Origin of the sequence: Cupriavidus sp. USMAA2-4, from assembly GCF_001854305.1 — a bacterium.
Taxonomy (GTDB): domain Bacteria; phylum Pseudomonadota; class Gammaproteobacteria; order Burkholderiales; family Burkholderiaceae; genus Cupriavidus; species Cupriavidus malaysiensis.
In genome coordinates, this window is record NZ_CP017748.1 from 2,140,141 (window position 1) to 2,160,854 (window position 20,714).

General features: G+C 68.3%; 19 protein-coding genes and 1 pseudogene. 8 read left to right on the forward strand and 12 right to left on the reverse strand.

Annotated elements, in window-relative coordinates; all coding sequences use genetic code 11:
• Nucleotides 1-113 precede the first annotated feature (113 nt).
• Nucleotides 114-1,277 carry a methionine adenosyltransferase gene (metK, locus tag BKK79_RS09415; protein WP_071010782.1) on the reverse strand — a complete coding sequence of 388 codons (1,164 nt, stop codon included), beginning with the start codon at nucleotides 1,275-1,277 and terminating at the stop codon, nucleotides 114-116.
• 255 nt (nucleotides 1,278-1,532) lie between these two features.
• Between metK and BKK79_RS09420 the strand changes: the two genes are divergently transcribed.
• The 4 genes from BKK79_RS09420 (at nucleotide 1,533) to BKK79_RS09435 (ending at nucleotide 5,094) form a co-directional block, all read left to right on the forward strand.
• Nucleotides 1,533-2,408: a lysophospholipid acyltransferase family protein gene (locus BKK79_RS09420; RefSeq protein WP_071010781.1), complete on the forward strand. Its 876-nt coding sequence runs from the start codon at nucleotides 1,533-1,535 to the stop codon at nucleotides 2,406-2,408.
• Complete coding sequence (locus BKK79_RS09425) at nucleotides 2,405-3,298, forward strand: lipid A biosynthesis lauroyl acyltransferase (protein WP_071010780.1); 894 nt, start codon at nucleotides 2,405-2,407, stop codon at nucleotides 3,296-3,298. The genes BKK79_RS09420 and BKK79_RS09425 overlap by 4 nt, the downstream gene beginning before the upstream one ends.
• A 55-nt stretch (nucleotides 3,299-3,353) precedes the next feature.
• On the forward strand, nucleotides 3,354-4,220 hold the full coding sequence (gene dapF / locus BKK79_RS09430) for a diaminopimelate epimerase (protein WP_071010779.1): 867 nt from the start codon (nucleotides 3,354-3,356) through the stop codon (nucleotides 4,218-4,220).
• Between the two features lie 64 nt (nucleotides 4,221-4,284).
• A complete protein-coding gene (locus BKK79_RS09435; protein WP_071010778.1) occupies nucleotides 4,285-5,094 on the forward strand; it encodes a polyphosphate kinase 2 family protein in 810 nt (269 codons plus the stop codon).
• A gap of 48 nt (nucleotides 5,095-5,142) precedes the next feature.
• Here the strand turns inward: BKK79_RS09435 and BKK79_RS09440 are convergent, their stop codons facing one another.
• The 3 genes and pseudogenes from BKK79_RS09440 to pyrE form a co-directional block, all read right to left on the reverse strand.
• On the reverse strand, nucleotides 5,143-6,423 hold the full coding sequence (locus tag BKK79_RS09440; protein ID WP_071038484.1) for a DUF3734 domain-containing protein: 1,281 nt from the start codon (nucleotides 6,421-6,423) through the stop codon (nucleotides 5,143-5,145).
• A gap of 135 nt (nucleotides 6,424-6,558) precedes the next feature.
• Nucleotides 6,559-6,720, reverse strand: a pseudogene (locus BKK79_RS38925) (3-hydroxybutyrate dehydrogenase); the annotation flags it as partial.
• Between the two features lie 77 nt (nucleotides 6,721-6,797).
• Nucleotides 6,798-7,499 (reverse strand): orotate phosphoribosyltransferase, encoded by a 702-nt coding sequence (pyrE, locus tag BKK79_RS09445; RefSeq protein WP_071010777.1) that lies wholly within the window; start codon nucleotides 7,497-7,499, stop codon nucleotides 6,798-6,800.
• Nucleotides 7,500-7,528: 29 nt separating this feature from the next.
• Between pyrE and BKK79_RS09450 the strand changes: the two genes are divergently transcribed.
• Together BKK79_RS09450 and argC are read left to right on the forward strand one after the other, a co-directional pair.
• Nucleotides 7,529-8,305: an exodeoxyribonuclease III gene (locus BKK79_RS09450; protein ID WP_071010776.1), complete on the forward strand. Its 777-nt coding sequence runs from the start codon at nucleotides 7,529-7,531 to the stop codon at nucleotides 8,303-8,305.
• Nucleotides 8,306-8,432: 127 nt separating this feature from the next.
• On the forward strand, nucleotides 8,433-9,380 hold the full coding sequence (gene argC, locus BKK79_RS09455; RefSeq protein ID WP_071010775.1) for an N-acetyl-gamma-glutamyl-phosphate reductase: 948 nt from the start codon (nucleotides 8,433-8,435) through the stop codon (nucleotides 9,378-9,380).
• A gap of 727 nt (nucleotides 9,381-10,107) precedes the next feature.
• On the opposite strand, the gene BKK79_RS09460 is transcribed toward argC, so the two are convergent.
• Both BKK79_RS09460 and BKK79_RS09465 read right to left on the reverse strand, forming a co-directional pair.
• On the reverse strand, nucleotides 10,108-11,253 hold the full coding sequence (locus BKK79_RS09460) for an IS481 family transposase (RefSeq protein ID WP_071037586.1): 1,146 nt from the start codon (nucleotides 11,251-11,253) through the stop codon (nucleotides 10,108-10,110).
• Between the two features lie 209 nt (nucleotides 11,254-11,462).
• The gene (locus BKK79_RS09465) at nucleotides 11,463-12,419 is read right to left on the reverse strand and encodes a M48 family metallopeptidase (protein WP_071010774.1); all 957 of its coding nucleotides are present in this window, start codon (nucleotides 12,417-12,419) and stop codon (nucleotides 11,463-11,465) included.
• Nucleotides 12,420-12,582: 163 nt separating this feature from the next.
• On the opposite strand from BKK79_RS09465, the gene BKK79_RS09470 reads away from it, so the two are divergent.
• Nucleotides 12,583-13,839 carry a muropeptide transporter gene (locus BKK79_RS09470; protein ID WP_071010773.1) on the forward strand — a complete coding sequence of 419 codons (1,257 nt, stop codon included), beginning with the start codon at nucleotides 12,583-12,585 and terminating at the stop codon, nucleotides 13,837-13,839.
• 63 nt (nucleotides 13,840-13,902) lie between these two features.
• On the opposite strand, the gene BKK79_RS09475 is transcribed toward BKK79_RS09470, so the two are convergent.
• Both BKK79_RS09475 and BKK79_RS09480 read right to left on the reverse strand, forming a co-directional pair.
• On the reverse strand, nucleotides 13,903-14,745 hold the full coding sequence (locus BKK79_RS09475; RefSeq protein ID WP_071037587.1) for an acyl-CoA thioesterase: 843 nt from the start codon (nucleotides 14,743-14,745) through the stop codon (nucleotides 13,903-13,905).
• A 123-nt stretch (nucleotides 14,746-14,868) separates the two neighbouring features.
• Entirely contained in the window at nucleotides 14,869-15,783 is a 915-nt protein-coding gene (locus tag BKK79_RS09480) for a DMT family transporter (protein WP_071010771.1), read from the reverse strand.
• 137 nt (nucleotides 15,784-15,920) lie between these two features.
• Here BKK79_RS09480 and BKK79_RS09485 point away from each other — a divergent pair, with 137 nt between their 5' ends.
• Nucleotides 15,921-16,913, forward strand: coding sequence for a LysR family transcriptional regulator (locus BKK79_RS09485; RefSeq protein WP_071010770.1), 993 nt, complete (start codon nucleotides 15,921-15,923; stop codon nucleotides 16,911-16,913).
• Here the strand turns inward: BKK79_RS09485 and metW are convergent.
• The 4 genes from metW to BKK79_RS09505 form a co-directional block, all read right to left on the reverse strand.
• Entirely contained in the window at nucleotides 16,892-17,503 is a 612-nt protein-coding gene (gene metW, locus BKK79_RS09490) for a methionine biosynthesis protein MetW (RefSeq protein WP_071010769.1), read from the reverse strand. The two genes, BKK79_RS09485 and metW, sit on opposite strands and share 22 nt — an antisense overlap.
• A complete protein-coding gene (gene metX / locus BKK79_RS09495; RefSeq protein WP_071010768.1) occupies nucleotides 17,500-18,672 on the reverse strand; it encodes a homoserine O-succinyltransferase MetX in 1,173 nt (390 codons plus the stop codon). The genes metW and metX overlap by 4 nt, the downstream gene beginning before the upstream one ends.
• A gap of 340 nt (nucleotides 18,673-19,012) precedes the next feature.
• Nucleotides 19,013-19,681, reverse strand: coding sequence for a nucleoid occlusion factor SlmA (gene slmA, locus BKK79_RS09500; protein ID WP_071010767.1), 669 nt, complete (start codon nucleotides 19,679-19,681; stop codon nucleotides 19,013-19,015).
• A complete protein-coding gene (locus BKK79_RS09505) occupies nucleotides 19,668-20,669 on the reverse strand; it encodes a pyrimidine 5'-nucleotidase (RefSeq protein WP_071010766.1) in 1,002 nt (333 codons plus the stop codon). The genes slmA and BKK79_RS09505 overlap by 14 nt, the downstream gene beginning before the upstream one ends.
• Between the last annotated feature and the right edge of the window lie 45 nt (nucleotides 20,670-20,714).

Consider the following 20,714-nt stretch of genomic DNA (forward strand, 5'->3'; position numbering starts at 1 on the left):
TCCCGGCCGCCCGCGGCTGAAACGAAAACGCCGCCCCGGGGGCGGCGTCGGGTGACGTCTGATCGCGCCTGATGGCGTCAGGCCGGAGCAGTCCCGGCCAGGCCGTCAGCGGCTCAGAGGCCGGCAGCGGCGCGCAGCGCGGCGGCCTTGTCGGTGGCTTCCCACGAGAACTCCGGCTCCTCGCGGCCGAAGTGGCCGTAGGCGGCGGTCTTCTCATAGATCGGGCGCAGCAGGTCCAGCATCTGCACGATGCCCTTCGGACGCAGGTCGAAATGCTCCTGCACCAGTTCGGCGATCTTCTCGTCCGAAATCTTGCCCGTGCCTTCCGTGTAGACCGTGATATTGATCGGACGCGCCACGCCGATGGCGTAGCTGACCTGCACCTGGCACTGGCGCGCCAGGCCTGCGGCCACCACGTTCTTGGCGACGTAGCGGGCGGCGTAGGCGGCCGAGCGGTCGACCTTGGACGGATCCTTGCCGGAGAAGGCACCGCCGCCGTGCGGCGAGGCGCCGCCATAGGTGTCGACGATGATCTTGCGGCCGGTCAGGCCGCAGTCGCCCTGCGGGCCGCCGATGACGAAGCGGCCGGTCGGGTTCACCAGGTACTTGGTTTCCTTCAGCATCTCGGCCGGCAGCACCGGCTTGATGATCTCCTCGATCACCGCCTCGCGGATCTGGGCCTGGCTGATCTCGGGCGAGTGCTGGGTCGACAGCACGACGGTATCGACACTGTGCGGCTTGCCGTCCACATAACGCACGGTCACCTGCGACTTGGCATCCGGGCGCAGCCAGGGCAGGCGGCCGTCACGGCGCAGCAGCGACTGGCGCTCGACCAGGCGGTGCGCGTAGTAGATCGGGAACGGCATCAGTTCCGGGGTTTCGTCGCAGGCGTAGCCGAACATCAGGCCCTGGTCGCCGGCACCCTGGTTCAGGTAGTCGTCCGAGGCGCGGTCGACGCCCTGGGCGATGTCAGGCGACTGCTTGTCGTAGGCGACCAGCACTGCACAGCCCTTGTAGTCGATGCCGTAGTCGGTGTTGTCGTAACCGATGCGCTTGATCGTATCGCGTGCGACCTGGATGTAGTCGACGTTGGCGGTCGTCGTGATCTCGCCGGCCAGCACCACCAGTCCGGTGTTGCAGAGGGTCTCGGCGGCGACGCGGGCATACTTGTCCTGGGACAGGATGGCGTCCAGGATGGCGTCGGAAATCTGGTCGGCGACCTTGTCGGGATGGCCTTCGGAAACGGATTCCGAAGTGAACAGGAAGTCGTTTGCCACGAACTTATTCTCCAGGTTGGCTATTGCGTGCCAGCCTGGTCAGCTCCAGCGGCGACGCTTTAGCGGTATTTACATTCCGCCCGGGTAGAGCGGTATCGCCCCGCAAGTTGTCAGTTAACTCGGCGATACGCGCTATTATACGCGCCTGTTTGCTGCCTTGCACCGTGCCCTCGCCGGCGCGGCGGCCGCCACGCCGCCCTGCGCAGCCCGCGGCAAGCGCGGCGGCGAGACCGACCTACCCGGCCTACCGAAACGATGACTTTCCTGTTCTGGCTGATCTCCCGGCTGCCGCTGCGCTGGCTGCATGCCGCCGGCGGCATCCTCGGCCTGCTGGCAGCGCGCCTGCCCGGCCGCTATGCCACCCGGCTCGACGAGAACTTCCGCCTGGCCTTCCCGGCCGCCACCGATGCCATGCTGGCCGATGCCGCGCGCTCGACGGGCCGCATGATGCTGGAGATGCCCTACTTCTGGAGCCGCAAGACCCTCAAGGCGAAGCTCTATGATTTCAACGACCGCGTCTGGCCCGAGCTGGACAGGCTGCAGGATGCGCACGGCAAGGGACTGATCATCCTGACGCCCCACCTGGGCTGCTTCGAAGTGCTGCCGCAATCCTACGCGCTGCGCCGTCCCGTAACCTGCCTGTTCAAGCCGCCGCACCAGCCCTGGCTGCGCGACTTCGTCGAACGCATGCGCGGGCGCGACAACATCGCCATGGCGCCGGCCACCCCGCGCGGCGTGCGCATGCTGGTCAAGGCACTCAAGCGCGGCCAGGCAGTCGGCATCCTGCCCGACCAGGTACCGAGCGCCGGCGAGGGCGCCTGGGCGCCCTTCTTCGGCAAGCCTGCCTACACCATGAGCCTGGTACAGCGCCTGCAGCAGCTCACCGGCGCGCCGATCGTGATGGTGTTCGCCGAGCGCCTGCCGCATGGCGGCGGCTACCGCGCCCACCTGCGCGTGATCGACGGCATGCTGCCCGACGACCCGTCGGCCGCCGCCGCCGTCATCAACCGCACCGTGGAATCGCTGGTGGCCGACGCGCCGACCCAGTACCTGTGGGGCTACAACCGCTACAAGCATCCGGCGGGCGCCAGCCTGCCGCCGCAGGCCGCCACCGACCCGAGCACCCCATGAGCCGCGTCCTGACCCGGCTCGGCATCGGCCTGCTGAGCGTGCTGGGCAAGCTGCCCTATCCGCTCGTCGCGCGCTTCGGCGAAGCGCTCGGCAGCCTGCTGCACTGCGTGCCGAGCAGCCGCCGCCGCGTGGTCGAGACCAATCTGCGGCTGTGCTTTCCCGACAAGAGCGAGGCGGAGATCCAGGCGCTGTCGCGCCAGACCTTCCGCCAGGTCTTCCGCAGCTTTGCCGAGCGCGGCATCTTCTGGACCGGCAGCGAGAAACAGATGCGCCGCTGGGTGCAGATCGATGACCAGGCCGACCTGGTGGCGCTGGACGGCACGCCGCACATCCTCGTCACCATGCACCTGTCGGGCGTGGAAGCGGGCGCCATCCGCCTGACCATCCACCTGCGCGACCACGTGGGCCGCTCGGGCGCCTCGCTCTACACCCAGCAGAAGAACCGCCTGTTCGACGCCTTTCTCAAGGAGGCGCGCGGCCGCTTCGGCGCCAATATGATCTCGCGCAGCGACAGCGCGCGCGATATCCTGCGCTGCCTGAAGAAGGGCGAGGCGCTGCAGCTGATCGCCGACATGGACTTCGGCGAACGCGATTCGGAGTTCGTGCCGTTCTTCGGCGTGCCCGCGCTGACCCTGACCTCGGTGGCGCGCCTGGCGCGGCTGACCGGCGCCAAGGTCGTGCCGATCTATACCGAGATGCTGCCCGACTACGGCGGCTATGTGCTGCATATCCTCCCGCCCTGGGACGGCTATCCGGGCGAGAACGTCAGCGAGGACACGCGGCGCATGAATGCCTTCTTCGAAGACTGCATCCGCCCCCGCATCGCCGAATACTACTGGGTGCACAAGCGTTTCAAGCACCGTCCTCCGGGCGAGCCGGAAGTTTACTGAGACCGGCCCGCGGCCGCGCCGGCGGTGCCGGCGGGCGCGGGCTACAATCGCTGACATGAAACTCCAGTTCACCAAGATGCAGGGTGCCGGCAACGACTTCGTCGTGCTGGACGGCATCCACCAGAAGATCGACCTGAGCCCGGCCCAGTGGCGCGCGCTCGCCGACCGTCATTTCGGCGTGGGCGCCGACCAGATGCTGGTGGTCGAGCCCGCCACGCGCGATGACGCCGATTTCCGCTACCGCATCTTCAACGCCGACGGCGGCGAGGTCGAGCACTGCGGCAACGGCGCGCGCTGCTTCGTGCGCTTCGTGTCCGACCGCGGCATGACCGACAAGCGCTCGGTGCGCGTCCAGGTGATGAAAGGGCTGATCACGCTGACCCTGCAGGACGACGGACAGGTCACGGTCGACATGGGCGCGCCCGAGCTGGAACCCGCGCAGGTCCCCTTTGTTCCGGCCGGCCTGCCGCAGCGCAGCGAAGGCGAGGACACCCAGTACGGGCTCGAGGTCAACGGCCGTACCGCATGGATCACGCCGGTGTCGATGGGCAACCCGCACGCAGTGCAGGTGGTGGACGACGTGGAGCACTTCCCGGTCCTGCAGGATGGCCCGCTGATCGAGCACCACGCCAGCTTCCCGCAGCGCGTCAACGCGGGCTTCATGGAGATCGTCGAGCGCGGCACGGTGCGGCTGCGCGTGTTCGAGCGCGGCGCTGGCGAAACGCTGGCCTGCGGCACCGGCGCCTGCGCGGCGGTGGTGGCCGGCATCCGGCGCGGCCTGCTCGACTCGCCGGTCAAGGTGCATACGCACGGCGGCGACCTCACCATCGCCTGGGCCGGCGGCGCCAGCCCGGTACTGATGACCGGCCCCGCCACGACGGTATTCGAAGGCAGCATTGACCTCGACCGGCTGCCGGTCTGATCATGGGGGCTTGGCGCCCCTTTCGCCACTTGGCGGCAAGCGGGGCGCGCCCTTGGAGCGCACGATGACGCTGGAGAATTTCCGCATCACCCATGGCAAGGACTTTCGTCTTGCCGAGTTCGCCGCCGGCGCCAAGCCCATCTCGAGCGGCGACAAGGCCGCCGACCTGGCGCGCCTGGACGATATCTGCGAGAAACTCGACGCCATGCAGGACGTGTTCTATGCCGAACACCAGCGCAAGCTGCTGGTCGTGCTGCAAGGCATGGACACCGCCGGCAAGGACGGCACGGTGCGCAGCGTGTTCCGCACCTTCGACCCGCTCGGCATCCGCGTGGTCGCCTTCAAGTCGCCCACGCCGGAAGAGCTGGCGCACGACTACCTGTGGCGCGTCCATGCCCAGGTGCCGCGGCGCGGCGAAATCGTGGTCTTCAACCGCAGCCATTACGAAGACGTGCTGATCACGCGCGTGCACGGCTGGATCGACAAGGCCGAATGCGAGCGCCGCTACCGGCAGCTGCGCGACTTCGAGAGAATGCTGACCGAGACCGGCACCACCGTCGTCAAGTGCTTCCTGCACATTTCCAAGGAAGAGCAGAAAGCGCGCCTGGAGGCGCGCCTGGCCGATCCCGAGAAGCACTGGAAATTCGACACCACCGACCTGGCCGAGCGCAAGTACTGGAAGGAGTACATGGCGGCCTACGAGGACGCCATCGCGGCCACCAGCACGCCCGAGACACCCTGGTACGTGGTGCCGGCGGACTCGAAGACGCACCGCAACCTGATGGTCGCCGAGATCCTGTTCGCCGTGTTCAGCGCCATGAAGCCGGCCTATCCGCCCGCCAAGCCGGAACTCGCGGGCCTGAAGGTCGACTGAAGGTCGACTGAAGGTCGACTGAACGCCGCACCCGGCCCACTGTACCCGCTACTCGCCGTGGCCCCGGTCCCGGTGCACGTCGTGGGTCACGAAGGGATGCTCGGCACTGGGCATGGCCAGCCATTCCGGATGCTGCAGGGTCTGGCGGATATCGGCCAGACCGCTTTCCCAGTGTTCCTCCATCGCCAGCCGGCCGAACTGGTAGTCCTTGGCATTGCCCTCGAAGCTCTTGTCGCGGTAGATCAGGTGGACCACGTTGCGCCGCGCCGTGCAGGCGTGCTCGAGCGCGCGCTTGTACCAGGGGTCCTCGCGCCCGGCCGGCGGCACCAGCTCCAGCACCTCGCTGAGCAGGCGGCGCAGGTTCTGCTGCTCGCACAGGGCATCGGTCACCGCGCGCGTGCGGCTCGAATACTGGATATCCTTCTGCCGCTCCGCCACTTCCATCAGGTTGTGCGGCAGGTGCCCGCGCGCGCTCCACAGGTCGACCTGGAAGATCAGCGCATCGCGCCGCGGCTGCGCGCTCAGCACCTCGGCCAAGGGCGTATTGGAGACGAGACCGCCGTCCCAGTAGTACTCACCGTCGACCTCCACCGCAGGAAAGCCCGGCGGCAGCGCGCCCGAGGCCATGAAGTGTTCGGGCCGCAGCGTCTCGCGCGTGTTGTCGAAGTAGGCGAAGTTGCCGGTGTGCACATTGACCGCGCCGAGCGAAACGCGCATCGCGCGGTGGTCGTTGATGCGGTCGAAATCGGCGAAACGCTCCAGCGTGGCGCGCAGCGCCGAGGTGTCGTAGAAGCTGGCCTGCCCGGTCGGCACATGGCCTGACAGCAGCTTGGGCAGCGAACGCGGCACGAAGAAGCCGCGCTGGCCCTCCAGCACCGCGCGCATGGCATGCCAGCCGTCGTACCACAAGCGCAGCGGATCCGGCCAGTCGACCGCGTCCCAGTCCATCCAGCCGTGCGGGAGGCTCGGCAGCCAGGGCTGCCCGCAGATGTACTCCCAGAAGCTGCGCAGCTGTTCGACGCGCCGCTGGGGCGCATTGCCGGCGATCACGGCGGCATTGAGCGCGCCGATCGAGATGCCCGCGACCCAGTCCGGCTCGATACCGTGCTCCGCCAGGCCCTGGTAGACACCGCCCTGGTAGGAGCCCAGCGCCCCGCCGCCTTGCAGCACCAGCGCCCGCACGCGGTAGGCGCGCGCCAGTGCTTCGATGCTCGCGGCATGCGGGACCGCCGGCGCCGCGTGCGCCTGCCGCGGCGCTGTGGCCGCTGTGGCCGCTGTGGCGGCTGTGGCCGATGCTCCAGCCCTTGCCCTCTTCACCGCGGCCGGCACCTGTGCACCGTTGCCGCGGCGTGCCGGCGCGCGCCGCGCCCCACCCTGCCCGTTCCCTGCCACGCCCGTTCCTCCGTCTGCCTCGTTCAAACCCCGGGCGGCCGTCCCGGAGCGGCCGGCCACGCTTGCCCTCATTTACTGCATATACCAGCCGTGGCTGACAATGAAGGACTTCTCGGTCAACGCCGCGGTCGGGAAGGCACACAGGAACAGCGCCGTGCGCGCGACATCGTCCACCGTGGTGAAGACGCCGTCGACGGTACCGCCCAGCATCACGCGGCGCACCACCTCTTCCTCCCGCGGAACGCTGCATGCGGCGGCGGCCTGCGCAGGCCGCCGCCACGCCGCCGCGAGGCAAGCCCGCGGCCGCGTCGTCAGACGCCGTAGCGTGCGCGGTAGGCGGCCACGGCCTCGCGCGAGGCCCCCAGCGCCGGATCCTGGGAGGCGTCGAGATAGGCCAGCAGGTCGCCCAGGCTGGCGATCGAGATCACCGGCACACCATACTCGCGCTGCACGTCCTGCACCGCCGAATGGGTCCCGACCTGGTCGGCCGTGCCGCTCTTCTCCATGCGGTCCAGCGCGATCAGCACCGCGGCCGGCTCGGCGCCGGCGGCACGGATCATCTGCATCGACTCGCGCACCGAGGTGCCGGCCGAGATCACGTCGTCGATGATCACCACCTTGCCACGCAGCTTGGCGCCCACCAGGGTGCCGCCCTCGCCATGGTCCTTGGCTTCCTTGCGGTTATAGGCGAAACCCACGTCGCGGCCCATGCCGGCCAGCGCCACCGCCGTGGCCGAGGCCAGCGTGATGCCCTTGTAGGCCGGCCCGAACAGCACGTCGAACTCCAGGCCCGAGGCCAGCAGGGTCTTCGCGTAGAATTGCGCCACCTGACCCAGCATGCCGCCCTGGTTGAACAGGCCGGCATTGAAGAAATACGGCGACTTGCGGCCGGCCTTGGTGACGAATTCGCCAAAGGACAGCACGCCTGCGTCGAGCGCGAAGCGGATGAAGGTCTGCCTGAGTTCGGCCGCTTCCCCCGGCTGCGTGGCGGAAGGCGTAGTCTGCTGCGTCATCTTTTCTCTCTATATCGAAATTTCCCGAGATGTTACGGATTATCAGCGCCAACCTCAACGGCATCCGCTCCGCCTCCAAGAAGGGGTTTTTCGAGTGGATGGGCAAGCAGGACGCCGACATGGTCTGCGTACAGGAACTCAAGGCGCAGGCCGCCGACATGACCGAAGCGTTCCTGGCGCCACATGGCTACCACGGCTACTTCCACTATGCGGAGAAGAAGGGCTACAGCGGTGTCGGCCTCTACACCCGTCACCGCCCGGAACGCGTCATCACCGGCTTCGGCAACACCGAGTTCGATAACGAGGGCCGCTACGTCGAGGTGCAGTATCCGCACCTGGCGGTGATTTCCGTCTATGTGCCCTCGGGTTCCAGTTCGGAAGAGCGCCAGCTGGCCAAGTTCCGCTTCATGGAAGCCTTCCTGCCCCACCTGCTGCAGCTCAAGGCCAGCGGGCGCGAGATCGTGCTGTGCGGAGACGTCAACATCGCGCACAAGGAAATCGACATCAAGAACTGGAAGGGCAACCTGAAGAACTCAGGCTTCCTGCCCGAGGAACGCGCCTGGATCGGCGAACTGTTCGACACGCACGGCTATGTCGACGTGTTCCGCCGCCTCGACCCGCGCCCCGAGCAGTACACGTGGTGGAGCAACCGCGGCCAGGCCTATGCCAAGAACGTGGGGTGGCGCATCGATTACCACCTGGCCACGCAGAAGATCGCCGAGACGGCAAGCGCCACGTCCATCTACAAGGACGAGAAGTTCAGCGACCACGCACCGCTGTCGATCGACTACGATTTCGCCTTGTAGGGCACGTGCGCCTGCGGCGCCCGCCGCCACGGGCGATCGCATGCTGCAGTGCGTCAGCAACCCCGCTACAATGCAGGGCCCCGCCTTGCGCGGCGGGTCCGCAACGTCCAACCCCAGTGAGTCCGCCATGGTTTTCAAAGTGTTCGTCGATGGTCAGGAAGGCACCACCGGTCTCCGGCTGCTCGACTATCTCTCCGGTCGTCCCGACGTGGAACTGCTGCGCATCGCCGAGGACAAGCGCAAGGACCCGGCCGAACGCGCGCGCTTCCTGAATGCCGCCGACGTCGCTTTCCTGTGCCTGCCCGACGTGGCCTCGCGCGAGGCGGTGTCCCTGGTGACCAACCCGGACACCTGCATCATCGACGCCAGCACGGCCTTCCGCACCAGCGACGACTGGGCCTACGGCCTGCCCGAACTGACGCGCGGCCAGCGTGACAAGGTGCGCCAGAGCAAGCGCATCGCCGTGCCCGGCTGCCACGCCAGCGCCTTCATCACCGCGGTGCGCCCGCTGGTCGAAGCCGGCGTGATGCAGGCCGACTATCCGGTCTCGGCCTTCTCGCTGACCGGCTACAGCGGCGGCGGCAAGAAGATGATCGCCGAGTACGAAGCCGGCGATAACCCCAAGCTGACCAGCCCGCGTCCCTACGCCCTGGGCCTGACCCACAAGCACCTGCCCGAAATGCGCGTGCAGACCGGCCTGGCGCAGGCGCCGGTATTCACCCCGGTGGTCGGCAACTTCCTCAAGGGCCTGGCCGTGACCGTGCCGGTCTACCCGGACCGCCTGGCACGCAAGGTCTCGCCCGAGCAGATCGTCGAGATCTACCGCCAGCACTACGAAGGCGAGCAGTTCGTGCGCGTGCTGCCGTTCGACGCCGACAGCAACCTCGACGCCGGGGCCTTCGATGTGCAGGGCTGCAATGACACCAACCGGGTCGACCTGTTCGTCTTCGGCACGCCGGAGCATGTGGTGCTGATGGCGCGCCTGGACAACCTGGGCAAGGGTGCCGCCGGTGCGGCGGTGCAGTGCATGAACGTGCATGTGGGGGCGGATGAAGCGACCGGGCTGACTGCCTGATCTTTTCCTGCCCCGGGGCCCTGCGGGTGGCGGGGCCGATGCCGGATCGATGCCGTTCAGCGGGAGCTGGGCGGCATTTTTCTTTTGGGGGATTGGGTTGGGTTCGACATCTTGACTTGGTGCCTGGATTCGGTCGGTGTTGGTGTGCGGGTCAACAACCTGTTTCGACTCCCCTGCGGGGAGTCGACCTACTTTCTTGGTCTTGCCCAAGAAAGTAGGCAAAGAAGGCGCGCCGAGTGCGGCTCAACACCCCCTCGCGTGCTGAGGCAAAGAGCGGCCGGGCCCCAACTCGGATCGCCTTAAGGCGATCCTCAGACAGGGGGCCCTCTTTTCCGCTCTTTGCCTCAGCACGCGAGGCGCCGCACACGGCAGGGAACAGACGCCACACCTCGCTTCGCTTCGGGTGGGAGGTGTTCGGCCAGCAAGCTGGCCGAACACAAAGGCTCCGCCAACCACGCCGTCACGCAAAAGCGAGCCGAGCCGCATACCAACGGTTTGGCCTTTCCCTCCCGTGTGCGGCGCCTCGCGAATTAGCCCCGGCCGCCGATGAAGCCCGTCCGCTGTCTGAGCGGCCGCAGGCCGCGAGTTCGGACGGGCGCGGCGGCCGGGGCTAATTCGCGAGGGGGAGTCGCCGCACCCGGGTCGCCTTTCTTTGCCTACTTTCTTTGGCGAGATGTATAGACCGGGGACATAGGTGACACCTGTGCGAGGACATGGTTGACACATATTAGGCCGCCTGGTGGTCGTTCAAATCGATGTAGCCGAAGCAGTGATCGACGAAATACAGATCGAATCGTCCATCGTGGTTGGGTTGTGGGCGCAAGGCGACCGGGAAATCTCGTAGGGCATTGGACACTTTGAAGGTTTGCCCGCGAAAGCGCAGTTGTCCGTCCCATTTGATCTTCACTACCAGATCGTCAGGGCCGTATTCGATCTCCGGTAGCACCTCCGGATAGGAGCGAGGACTGGGCTGATAGCGTGTCACCGGCGTCGCCAGGCCGAGTGCCTCATGTGGGCGCTGCAAGTTGTAGATATCGCGCCAGGCATCAAACGCATGCTGGGCTTGCAGGCTGGAGGCAAAGCCACGGGCATTGATCACTTCGGCTTTGAGGGTGCGGTGAAAGCGTTCGTCCTTGCCATTGGTTTGAGGATGGGCCGGACGGCTATGGGTCAGGCGCACGCCTAGCCGGATGAGCCAGACACCCAGGCCGGTGAGCTGCCCCGGTTGTGAAGGACTGCCCCACGGCGCCCCATTGTCGGCGTTGATGCGCCAAGGCAGTCCGAAGTGGCGAAAGGCCTGAGCCAGGTGCTCCTGGACCACAGCGGTGTGGGTCTGCGTACAGGCGGCCAGCGTGACGGCGAAGCGGGAATGATCGTCCAGTACCGTCAATGGTGAGCACATCTGGCCATCGTGCGTGCGAAAGCCGCCCTTGAAATCCATTTGCCACAGCTGATTGGGCGCCGCATGTTCAAAGCGTTGCCAGGGCTGGGCCTTGACCGAGGCTTCGGGTGAGATCAGGCCATGCCGATGCAGGATGGACGTCACGGTGCTCGGAGCCGGCACCGGTGTGTGGCCCAGATCCTGAAGCCGCCGGCTGATCTTGCGCCCGCCCCAAGCCGGGTGCTGCAGGCGCAGGGCGACGACCAGTCGCTCCAGTTCCTCCGCCGTTCGGGTCGGACTGGTCGCGGGCCGGCGCGACCGCTCGACCAAGCCAGCCATCTCCTGTTCGGTGTACCGAGCAATCCACTTATAGCCGGTCTGCGGGGAGATGCCGTAGCGTTGGCAAAGCTGGCGGCGATTGCAGCCCTCTTGCTGGGCGAGCAGGACGAATTCGTGGCGCAGGCTCATGGTGTCGCGTGGGCTCCAGGGCATGACGGACTCCGGCAGAAACTCTGCCGTGAAGTGTCAACCATGTCCTCGCACACCTGTCCACCATGTCCCCGGTCTATACAGCGAGACAAAGAAAGTAGGTCGGCTCCCCCGCAGGGGGAGTCGAAACTGGCCGTTGACCCGCACACCAACAGCGTCCAAACCAAATCATCAAGTCACGAGAACCCAAGATCAACCAGCGCCAGCCCCCCCTACTTCTTCAATGGCCTCTGCTTATCCTCATCCCCGCTATCCACCGGCGCATCCCCCAGATTCTTCATATTCGCCTGATAAGGCGGCAACTCACTCATCGTCATATTGCGCGCCTGCACATACAGCGGCAGCACCTCAGGCATGTGCTTCTCCAGCTCGGCGATACGGCTGCGCCCGGAGGGATGGGTGGAGAGGAATTCGGCGCCGGCCTGCGACTGCGTGACCGTGCCCATCTTCTGCCACAGCGAGACCGAGGAGCGCGGGTCATAGCCGGCGCGCGCGGCGATGTCCATGCCGACCAGGTCGGCTTCGGTCTCGTCGGCGCGCGAGAAGCGCAGTGTCAGCAGGTGGGCGCCGGTGCCCAGGGCCATATTGCCCAGGTTGCCGAAGCCGAACAGCTGCGAGATCACGTTGGCGCCAAGGTTGGTGATCTCGGACTGGGCAGCGCGTTCGCGGGCGTGCTCGCGCAGCGCGTGGGCGATCTCGTGCCCCATGGCCATCGCCACTTCGTCGTCGGTCAGCTTGAGGCGGTCGAGCAGGCCCGCGTAGAAGGCGATCTTGCCGCCGGGCATGCAGAAGGCATTGACCTGGCGGGTGTTGATCAGGTTGACCTCCCAGTTCCACTGCCGCGCGCGCTCGTTCCAGCGCACGGTCTCGGGCAGCAGGCGGCGCGCGATCGCGCGCAGGCGGATGAGCTGCGGATTGTTGTCGGGCATCAGCGTGCGCTGTGCCACCGCCTCCTGCTTGATCTGCTCGTACTCCTGCGCCGCCTGCCGCTCGATATCCTCGAGCGGCACGATCTTGCGGATCGAGGCGTTGCGGTCTTCGAGCCGGATGCCGTCCTCCTGGGCTAGGAGAGGAAGCGGGAGCAGGACCAGCGCAAGGCCGAGCGCCGCGCAGAGCGGCCGGCCTGGCATGGCCTTGGCGGGCTGCCGAACACACTGGCGACGGGACATGTCACAACCTCGGTCATGAAAAAAGGGCCGGCATACTGGCGAAGGGAGCGAAGGCCGTTCGGATGCCGGTCAGGGTGATGCAATAATACACGGCGCCCGCGCGGCCGCAGGCGAGATTCCGCCGCGGCCCGGCACGCCTGCCCAGACGTCCGTCCATGCATTCATGACCTTCCACGACTATCTCGACATCTTCCGCAACCGCCGTATCGGCGCCATGCTGGCGCTGGGCTTCGCATCCGGCCTGCCGCTGGCGCTGACCTCCGGCACGCTGCAGGCCTGGATGACCGTCGAGGGCCTGGACATCAAGACGATCGGCTTCTTCTCCCTGGTGGGCCAGGCCTATATCTTCAAATTCCTGTGGGCGCCGCTGATGGACCGCTACACGCCGCCGCGGCTGGGCCGCCGCCGCGGCTGGCTGTTGCTGACCCAGCTCGGCCTCGCCGCCGCCATCGCCGGCATGGCCTTCTGCCCGCCGCGCGAAGCGCTGTGGGCACTGGCCGCGCTGGCCGCGCTGGTGGCCTTCCTGTCGGCCTCGCAGGACATCGTCTTCGACGCCTACAGCACCGATGTGCTGCAGCCGGCCGAGCGCGGCGTGGGCGCGGCGGTCAAGGTGCTGGGCTACCGGCTGGCCATGCTGGTCTCGGGTGGACTGGCGCTGTGGCTGGCCGACCGCGTGCTGGGCTGGCCGCAGATGTACCTGCTGATGGCGGCGCTGATGGCCGCCTGCGTGCTGTCCCTGCTGTGGGCGCCCGAGCCGGACGCGCCGGCGCGCGCGCCGCGCTCGCTGGAAGAGGCGGTGCTCGGCCCGCTGCGCGACTTCTTCTCGCGCCCCGGGGCCTGGTGGCTCCTGCTGCTGATCGTGCTGTACAAGCTGGGCGATGCCTTCGCCGGCGCGCTCTCGACCACCTTCCTGATCCGCGGCGTCGGCTTTTCGGCGGGCGAGGTCGGCATCGTCAACAAGACGCTGGGCCTGGCCGCCACCATCGTCGGCGCCCTGTTCGGCGGCACGCTGATGGTGCGCCTGGGCCTGTACCGCTCCCTGCTGCTGTTCGGCGTGCTGCAGGCCGTGTCCAACCTGGGCTACTGGATGCTGGCGGTCACGCCGCAGCACCTGTGGACCATGGGCGCCGCCATCGGCGTGGAGAACCTGTGCGGCGGCATGGGCACGGCCGCCTTCGTCGCGCTGCTGATGGCCTTGTGCAACCGCTCCTTCTCGGCCACGCAGTATGCACTGCTGTCAGCGCTGGCTTCGATCGGCCGCGTCTATGTGGGACCGAGTTCGGGCTACCTGGTGGAAGCCTGGGGCTGGGCGCCCTTCTATCTCGGCACGGTGGCCATCGCGATTCCGGGCGTGCTGCTGCTGCGCGCCATGCGCGGCACCATCCACCGCTACGAGGCCGAGGCCCGCGCCGGCAACTGAAGCCGGCAACTGAAGCCGGCAGCCGGGGCCGGCAACCTCCACCGGCACCGGGCCCGCCGCCGGCTATTCCTTGTAGTAGACGATCTGGTGCGAGGTCGCCAGCAGCTCGCCGGCGGCGCTCCAGATCTGCGCGCTCTGGTCGAAGTAGCCCTGCCGGAACACCTGCGCCCGGGCGCTCGCCAGCACGTGGCTGTCGCCCAGCGCCGCCAGCGTGGCGGCGTCGGCATGGAAATAGGTGGTCAGCGACACCGTGCCGGCCGGCACGAAGCCGGCGCGCTTGAGGAAGATGCGCGGATAGAAGGTATCGCACCACGAAGCCACGGCGGCAAAGTCGGGCGTACGCGCCGGCGCGTCGCGCAGCCAGAACTGCGTCAGGCTGTCCGGATGCTCCGTGCCTGCCTCGGCGCTCGGCTTGGCACCGCGCAGCGGGCGCATATCGTAGGCCTTGAGCCAGCGCACCGGGGCGAAGCCGCCCGCCGCCGGCACCTGCTCCGGCGGCGGCGCCTCCGGACGCACGGCCTCGCCGCAACCCCAGGTCTCGCGTCGCACGGCGAAGACGGCGCTGGCGGTGGTCGCCACCACGCCCTGCTGGCGCAGTTCCAGGCTCCAGTGCTGGGTCGAGCGGTTGGTGCGCGAGGGCCGCGCCTCGATCTCGAACGGACCTTCGGCGATCGGGCCGGCGAAGTTCACGGTCAGCGCGATCGGGTCGCCCAGCCGCTGCGGATGCTGCAGCACCGCCTGCAGCAGCGTGGCGGCGGTGATGCCGCCGAAGGGGCCGATCATGTTCCAGTAGGCCGGCGTGGTGCGGCCGAGGAAGCGGTCGGGACCGGCCGGCTCGAGCGCCAGCGCGTCGTCGAAGGGGTGCGGCGCCAGCGTTCCGGCCGCGTCTGCGGAAACTGAGGACATGGAAAAAAGTACGATCGTTCGGTAACGATGGCTACAGTAGTCGTAGTCAGCCTGACCGTCAAGCCTGGTCGCGTGCCACGGCCGGCAGATCGCCCGCATGACCCCGCCGTGGCCCGGCTGCCTTCAACGGCCCGCAGCCTGGCGTCCGCCCGGCAGTTGCCAGCCGCGCTGGTTGGCAACCACGGCCAGCAGCACCAGGGCCATGCCCGCCAGTTGCGCCGGGCTCAGTACGACGCGAAAGACGAGCACATCGATCGCGATGGCGACCAGCGGATAGATGAAGGACAGGGTCGCGATCGACAGCACGCCGAGGCGCTGGAAGGCGGCATACAGCCAGGTGTACATCACGCCGGTATGCAGCAGCCCCAGCGCCAGCAGCGCCCCCCAGGCCTGCGCGCCGTAGCTGCCCGGGGCCGGGTGGGCCAGCGGCAGCAGCAGCGGCACTCCCAGCAGCATCTGCAGGCCGGCGATCTGGGCCGGCGGCAGGCCCTGCAGCCGGCGCGTGGCGAAGGTGGTGACGGCATACAGCAGGGCCGCAACCAGGGACAGCGCGACGCCGGCCAGCAGCCGGCCAGGCGTGCCGCTGCCGCCGTGCTCCAGCCCGGTGATCAGCACGACACCGGCAAAGGCCAGCAGCAGCCACGGCAGCCGCCCGGCGCCCACGCGCTCGCGCTGGAACAGCGCCACCAGCCACAGCAGGAAGAAGGGCTGGGTGTGATAGACCACGGTGGCGATCGAGATGCCGCTGTAGCGGTAGGCCGAGAACAGGCAGATCCAGTTCAGGATCAGGGCGATGCCGCCGAGCGCCAGCCAGCTCCACTGGCGTGTGTCCATGGGCCTCCAGCCCCGCTGCAGCGCCAGCGCGCCGAGCAGCGCCAGGCCGCCCAGCAGGCAACGGAACCAGACCACGTCGATGGGCGGCTGGCCGCTCATCACCACGAAAGCGCCGATGGTGCCGGACAGCGCCATGGCGGCGACCATGCGCCAGGTGCCGCCTGTCGCGGCGTGCGCCGGCGGCGCGGATGCGGGATTCGTCATGTCGGGATTTGCGTCGAGGTCAGCGGAGGACCGGTGCGGGCCATTCTTCCACCCGCCATCCAGATCAACAATCCGTCCACTGAACAATTACCATGTGACAAAAAGTCAAAATCCGACACCCCAAGGAGCGACTGCGGATGCCGATGCCCTCCCTCAATGCCATGGCCGTGTTCGCCCGCGTGGTCGATGCCGGCAGTTTCTCAGCGGCCGCGCGCCAGCTCGGCATGACACCTTCGGCGGCCAGCCGCCATGTGTCGCGGCTGGAGGCGGCGCTGGGCACCGCCCTGCTGCAGCGGACCACGCGCGCGGTCGCGCTGACCGAGCCGGGCCGTGCGGTCTACGCGGCCTGCACGCGCATGCTGGCGGGCGCGCGCGAGGTCGAGGCGCTGGCCGGCGCCCAGCCGGGCGAGCCGCGCGGCCTGCTGCGCGTCAGCGCCCCGGTCTCGTTCGGCCAGGCCTGGCTGGCCCCGCGCCTGCCCGCGCTGCTGGCGCGCCATGCGGGACTGGAGCTGCAACTGTCGCTGACCGATCGCCTGGTGGACCTGGTCGAGGAAGGCGTCGACGTGGCCGTGCGCATCGCGCGCGACCTGGCGCCGGGCCTGGTGGCGCGGCCGCTATGCGCGGTGCGCTACCGGCTGGTGGCCGCACCGGCCTTCCTGGCACGCCACGGCGTGCCAGGCACGCCCGCGGCACTGCCGGCGCTGCCTTGCCTGTACCTGGGCTACGGCGCATTCGGCGAGCAATGGACGCTGCGGCGCGAGGACCGCGCGACGGAGGGGGAGACGGCAGAGGCGGGAAAAGCAGCAGGGGCGGAAAGCGACAGCAACGCCACGGCCGAAATGGCCGAGACGGTCACCGTGCGGGTGCCGCCGCGGGTAACGGTGAACAACAGCGCGGCCATCGTGGCGATGGCCGCGGCCGGCGCCGGCATCGGGCTGGTGCCCGACTTCGCCGCGGCGCAGGGCCTGGCCGACGGCAGCCTGGTGAGCGTGCTCGACGACTGGCGCGTGCTGGAACCCTATGCCGGCACCGCCTACGCCGTGTACACGCCGACGCGGCACCTGGCCCCCAAGGTGCGCGCCTTCATCGACCACCTGGCCGCGCCGGCTCAGGCCGAGCAGACGCGGTAGACGGCCAGGCTGCCGCGCCAGTTGGCGGCCCAGTTGACCGTCACGCCCTCGTGCATGACCACGCGGTCGAGCACGCGCAGGCCGACCTTGGGCGCCAGCGCCTCGAAATCCTTGATGGTCAGCACGCGCACGTTGGGGGTGTCGTACCACTGGTAGGGCAGCGACTCCGACACCGGCATGCTGCCGCGGAACACCGACAGCCGGTGCGGCCAGTAGCCGAAGTTGGGGAAGGACACGATGCACTCGCGTCCCACGCGCAGCGTGTCGCGCAGCACCTGCGCGGTGTTGTGGATGGTCTGCAGGGTCTGCGACAGGATCACCGTGTCGAAGCTCTTGTCCTCGAACAGCTTGAGCCCGCCCTCCAGGTCCTGCTGGATCACGTGCACACCCTTCTGCGCGCACGACAGCACGCCCTCGTCGCGGATCTCCACGCCATAGGCCTGCACCGACAGTTCGTCCTGCAGCACGCGCAGCAGGCTGCCGTCGCCGCAGCCGAGATCGAGCACGGTCGAGTTCGGCTCGACCCAGCGCGCGATGGCGCGGAAGTCGGGGCGCAGCGCCAGGATATTGGGATTGGCCGCGGCATTCATGCGCCGATCTCCTCAGCGACGCGCTCGTAGTAGGCGCGCATCAGGTTGTGGTAGCGCGCGTCGTCGAGCAGGAAGGCGTCGTGGCCATGCGGTGCGTCGATCTCGGCGTAGGTGACCGGGCGCTTGTTGTCGAGCAGTGCCTTGACGATCTCGCGGCTGCGGTTGGGGGCGAAGCGCCAGTCGGTGGTGAAGCTGGCCACCAGGAAGCTCGCCTGGGTCTGCGCCATCGCGCGGGTCAGGTTGCCGCCGAAGGCCAGCGCGGGGTCGAAGTAGTCGAGCGCGCGCGTGATCAGCAGGTAGGTGTTGGCGTCGAAATACTCGGCGAACTTGTCGCCCTGGTAGCGCAGGTAGCTCTCCACCTGGAACTCGACGTCGAAGGAGAAGCGGATGTCCTCGGTCTTCAGCTCGCGGCCGAATTTCTCCGCCATGTCCTCGTCGGACAGGTAGGTGATGTGGCCGATCATGCGGGCCACGCGCAGGCCGCGCTTGGGTTTGACGCCGTGCGCGTAGTAGTTGCCGCCGTGGAAATCGGGGTCGGACAGGATGGCGCTGCGCGCAACCTCGTTGAAGGCGATGTTCTGCGCCGACAGCTTGGGCGTGGAGGCGACCACGATGCAGTGGCGCAGGCGCTCCGGGTACATCAGGCTCCAGGCCACCGCCTGCATGCCGCCGAGGCTGCCGCCCATCACCGCGGCGAACTGGCGGATGCCGAACGCATCGGCCACGCGCGCCTGCGCATTGACCCAGTCCTCCACCGTCACCACCGGGAAGGCCGCGCCATAGGGCAGGCCGGTGGCCGGATTGGGACTCATGGGGCCGGTCGAGCCGAAGCAGGAACCGAGATTGTTGACGCCGATGACGAAGAAACGGTCGGTGTCGAGCGGCTTGCCCGGACCGACCATATTGTCCCACCAGCCCACGTCGCGCGGGTCGTCGGCATAGATGCCGGCCACGTGGTGGGAGGCATTGAGCGCGTGGCAGACCAGCACGGCGTTGCTGCGCTCGGCGTTGAGGGTGCCGTAGGTCTCGACCATCAGGTCGTAGCCGGCGATCGAAGAACCGTTGCGCAGCTTGAGCGGCTCGGGGAAATGCATGCGCTGCGGCGCGACGATGCCGACGGAATCGGGCGGCAGGTCGCGCAGGGCAGGCGGCGGAGCAACGTCTGTCATGAATGGAGCCCGTTGGTGCACGGGCATAAAAAAACCCGACCGGCATTGCGCAAACCTCATCGCAGCCAAGTCGGGCTCCCGCGGTTTCCCGCGTGCCGGCGGCATCTCTGCAGTGTTGCTCTGTCGCAGTGTTGCAGTGTTGCAGTGGCGCCGGCCCAACCTCTTTAGCCGCATTTATATTCGCAGGCGGGCGGTACCGGAATCCGGACACCACCTGGCTGCCGCGCGCCCGCAAGCCAGTCATCAAATCGGCGCGACCGGCACATTATAGAGCAATCCGCGTGGATCGCGGCGCGGGAAGCGGAGCGGTGCCCGGCGGGGCACCGCCGGCGACAGCGCGTCAGCCCAGCAGCACGCGCAGCTGGGCCTCGGCGTGCTCGCCCGGCAGCTTGCGGAAACCGCTCTTGGCATAGCGGTGCCACTGGCCCTGCACCGCGGACACGATCAGCGCGGCGCGCATCGACACGTCCGCGTCGGGCGGGAAGGCGCCCTGGCTGACGGCGACCTTCAGGCACTGGCGCAGCGAGGCCTCGATGCGGTCGATCATCTGGTTGATGCGCTCCTGCAGGCGCTCGTGCTCGCCGACCAGCGCCTCGCCGGTCAGCACGCGCGTCATGCCCGGATTCTTCTCGGCGAAGGACAGCAGCATGCGCACGATCGCATGCGCCTGGCGCAGGCCGTGCTCTTCCTGCGTGGTGATCTGGTTGATGAGGCCGAACACCGACTGCTCGATGAAGCCGATCAGGCCTTCGAACATCTGCGCCTTGCTGGCGAAGTGCCGGTACAGGGCCGCCTCGGACACGCCGAGCTTGGCCGCCAGCGCAGCGGTGGTGATCTTCTCCCCGCGCGGATGCTCGAGCATGCCGGCCAGGGTCTGCAGGATCTGGATGCGGCGCTCGCCCGGGCGGGGACGCTTGCGCGCGGGCGCGGCGGCGTCGCCGCCGTCCTGGACGGCGCCGGCGGGCGCGGCCGGCGCCGGGCCGCTAGTGTGCCCGTTACTGTGCATCATGACCCTTGCTCCGCGTTTGTCGTTGTCGTTGGAGTTGATGCATGGATTGTACTTTTACCTTCACATAGGCGGGACGATTGACGACGCGGGCGCGCACCCGCGGCGCGCTGTCCGGCATCGCCTGCGGTGCCGGCGGCTGGCGCCCTTCGGACCCGGCTGGCGGTACCTGGGCCTCGGCCGCGACCAGGGTCACGGCGCGCTCCTGCGCGGTGTGCGGGGCATGGCGGCCATCCTCGGCCGCGAGGGTGGTACGCAGCACGGCGTCGGCGGTGACGCCCGGCACCGCGGCCTCGGCCGGAGCCGGCAAGGCCTGCGGGCGGGCCGGCGCCAGCGCGCGCAGGTAGCCGGTGACCCAGGCGGTGCCGATGCCCATGCCCGCGTAGCGCTTCAGGTGCGACAGCGTGTCCTCGACCAGCACGGCGCGGTGCGGCGCGATGCGCTCCTGTGCCAGCAACCGGCGCAGCATGCGGCGATCGGGCTTGGGCCGCAGGTGCCCGTGCACCCACATCTGCTCGATCGCCACTACGCGTTCGAAATACTGGGCGATGCCGGCGATGCGCAGCACCGCCAGCGCATAGTCCTGCGGCGCATTGGTCACCAGGATCTTGCGCCCGGGCAGGCGCCGCAGGTGTGCGGCCAGGCCGCGCCTGACCTTGACCATGCGCGCCAGCTCGGGAAAGTCGTGCGCGGCGCGCAGGAAATCGGCGGCGTCGACGCCGTGGTGCCGGATCATGCCCAGCAGCGTGGCGCCGTAGCGCTGCCAGTAGGCCACGCGCACCTCGCTGGCACGGGCCTCGTCACAGCCGAGCACGCGCGCCACGTAGGCCGTCATCTGCCGGTTGATGGCCGGGAAAATGGCGTGCGAGGCATCGTGCAGCGTATTGTCGAGATCGAACAGCCAGACGGTGGGCCCGGCCGTATTGCCGGCGGCGCGGCGCAGGCGGCCGCGGCGCGTGCCATGCGTTCGCGTTGGGTAGGGGTAGGACAAGCCGTCGAGAAGTGGAGTAACGGTCGCGGCGGCGTGCAGGCGCCG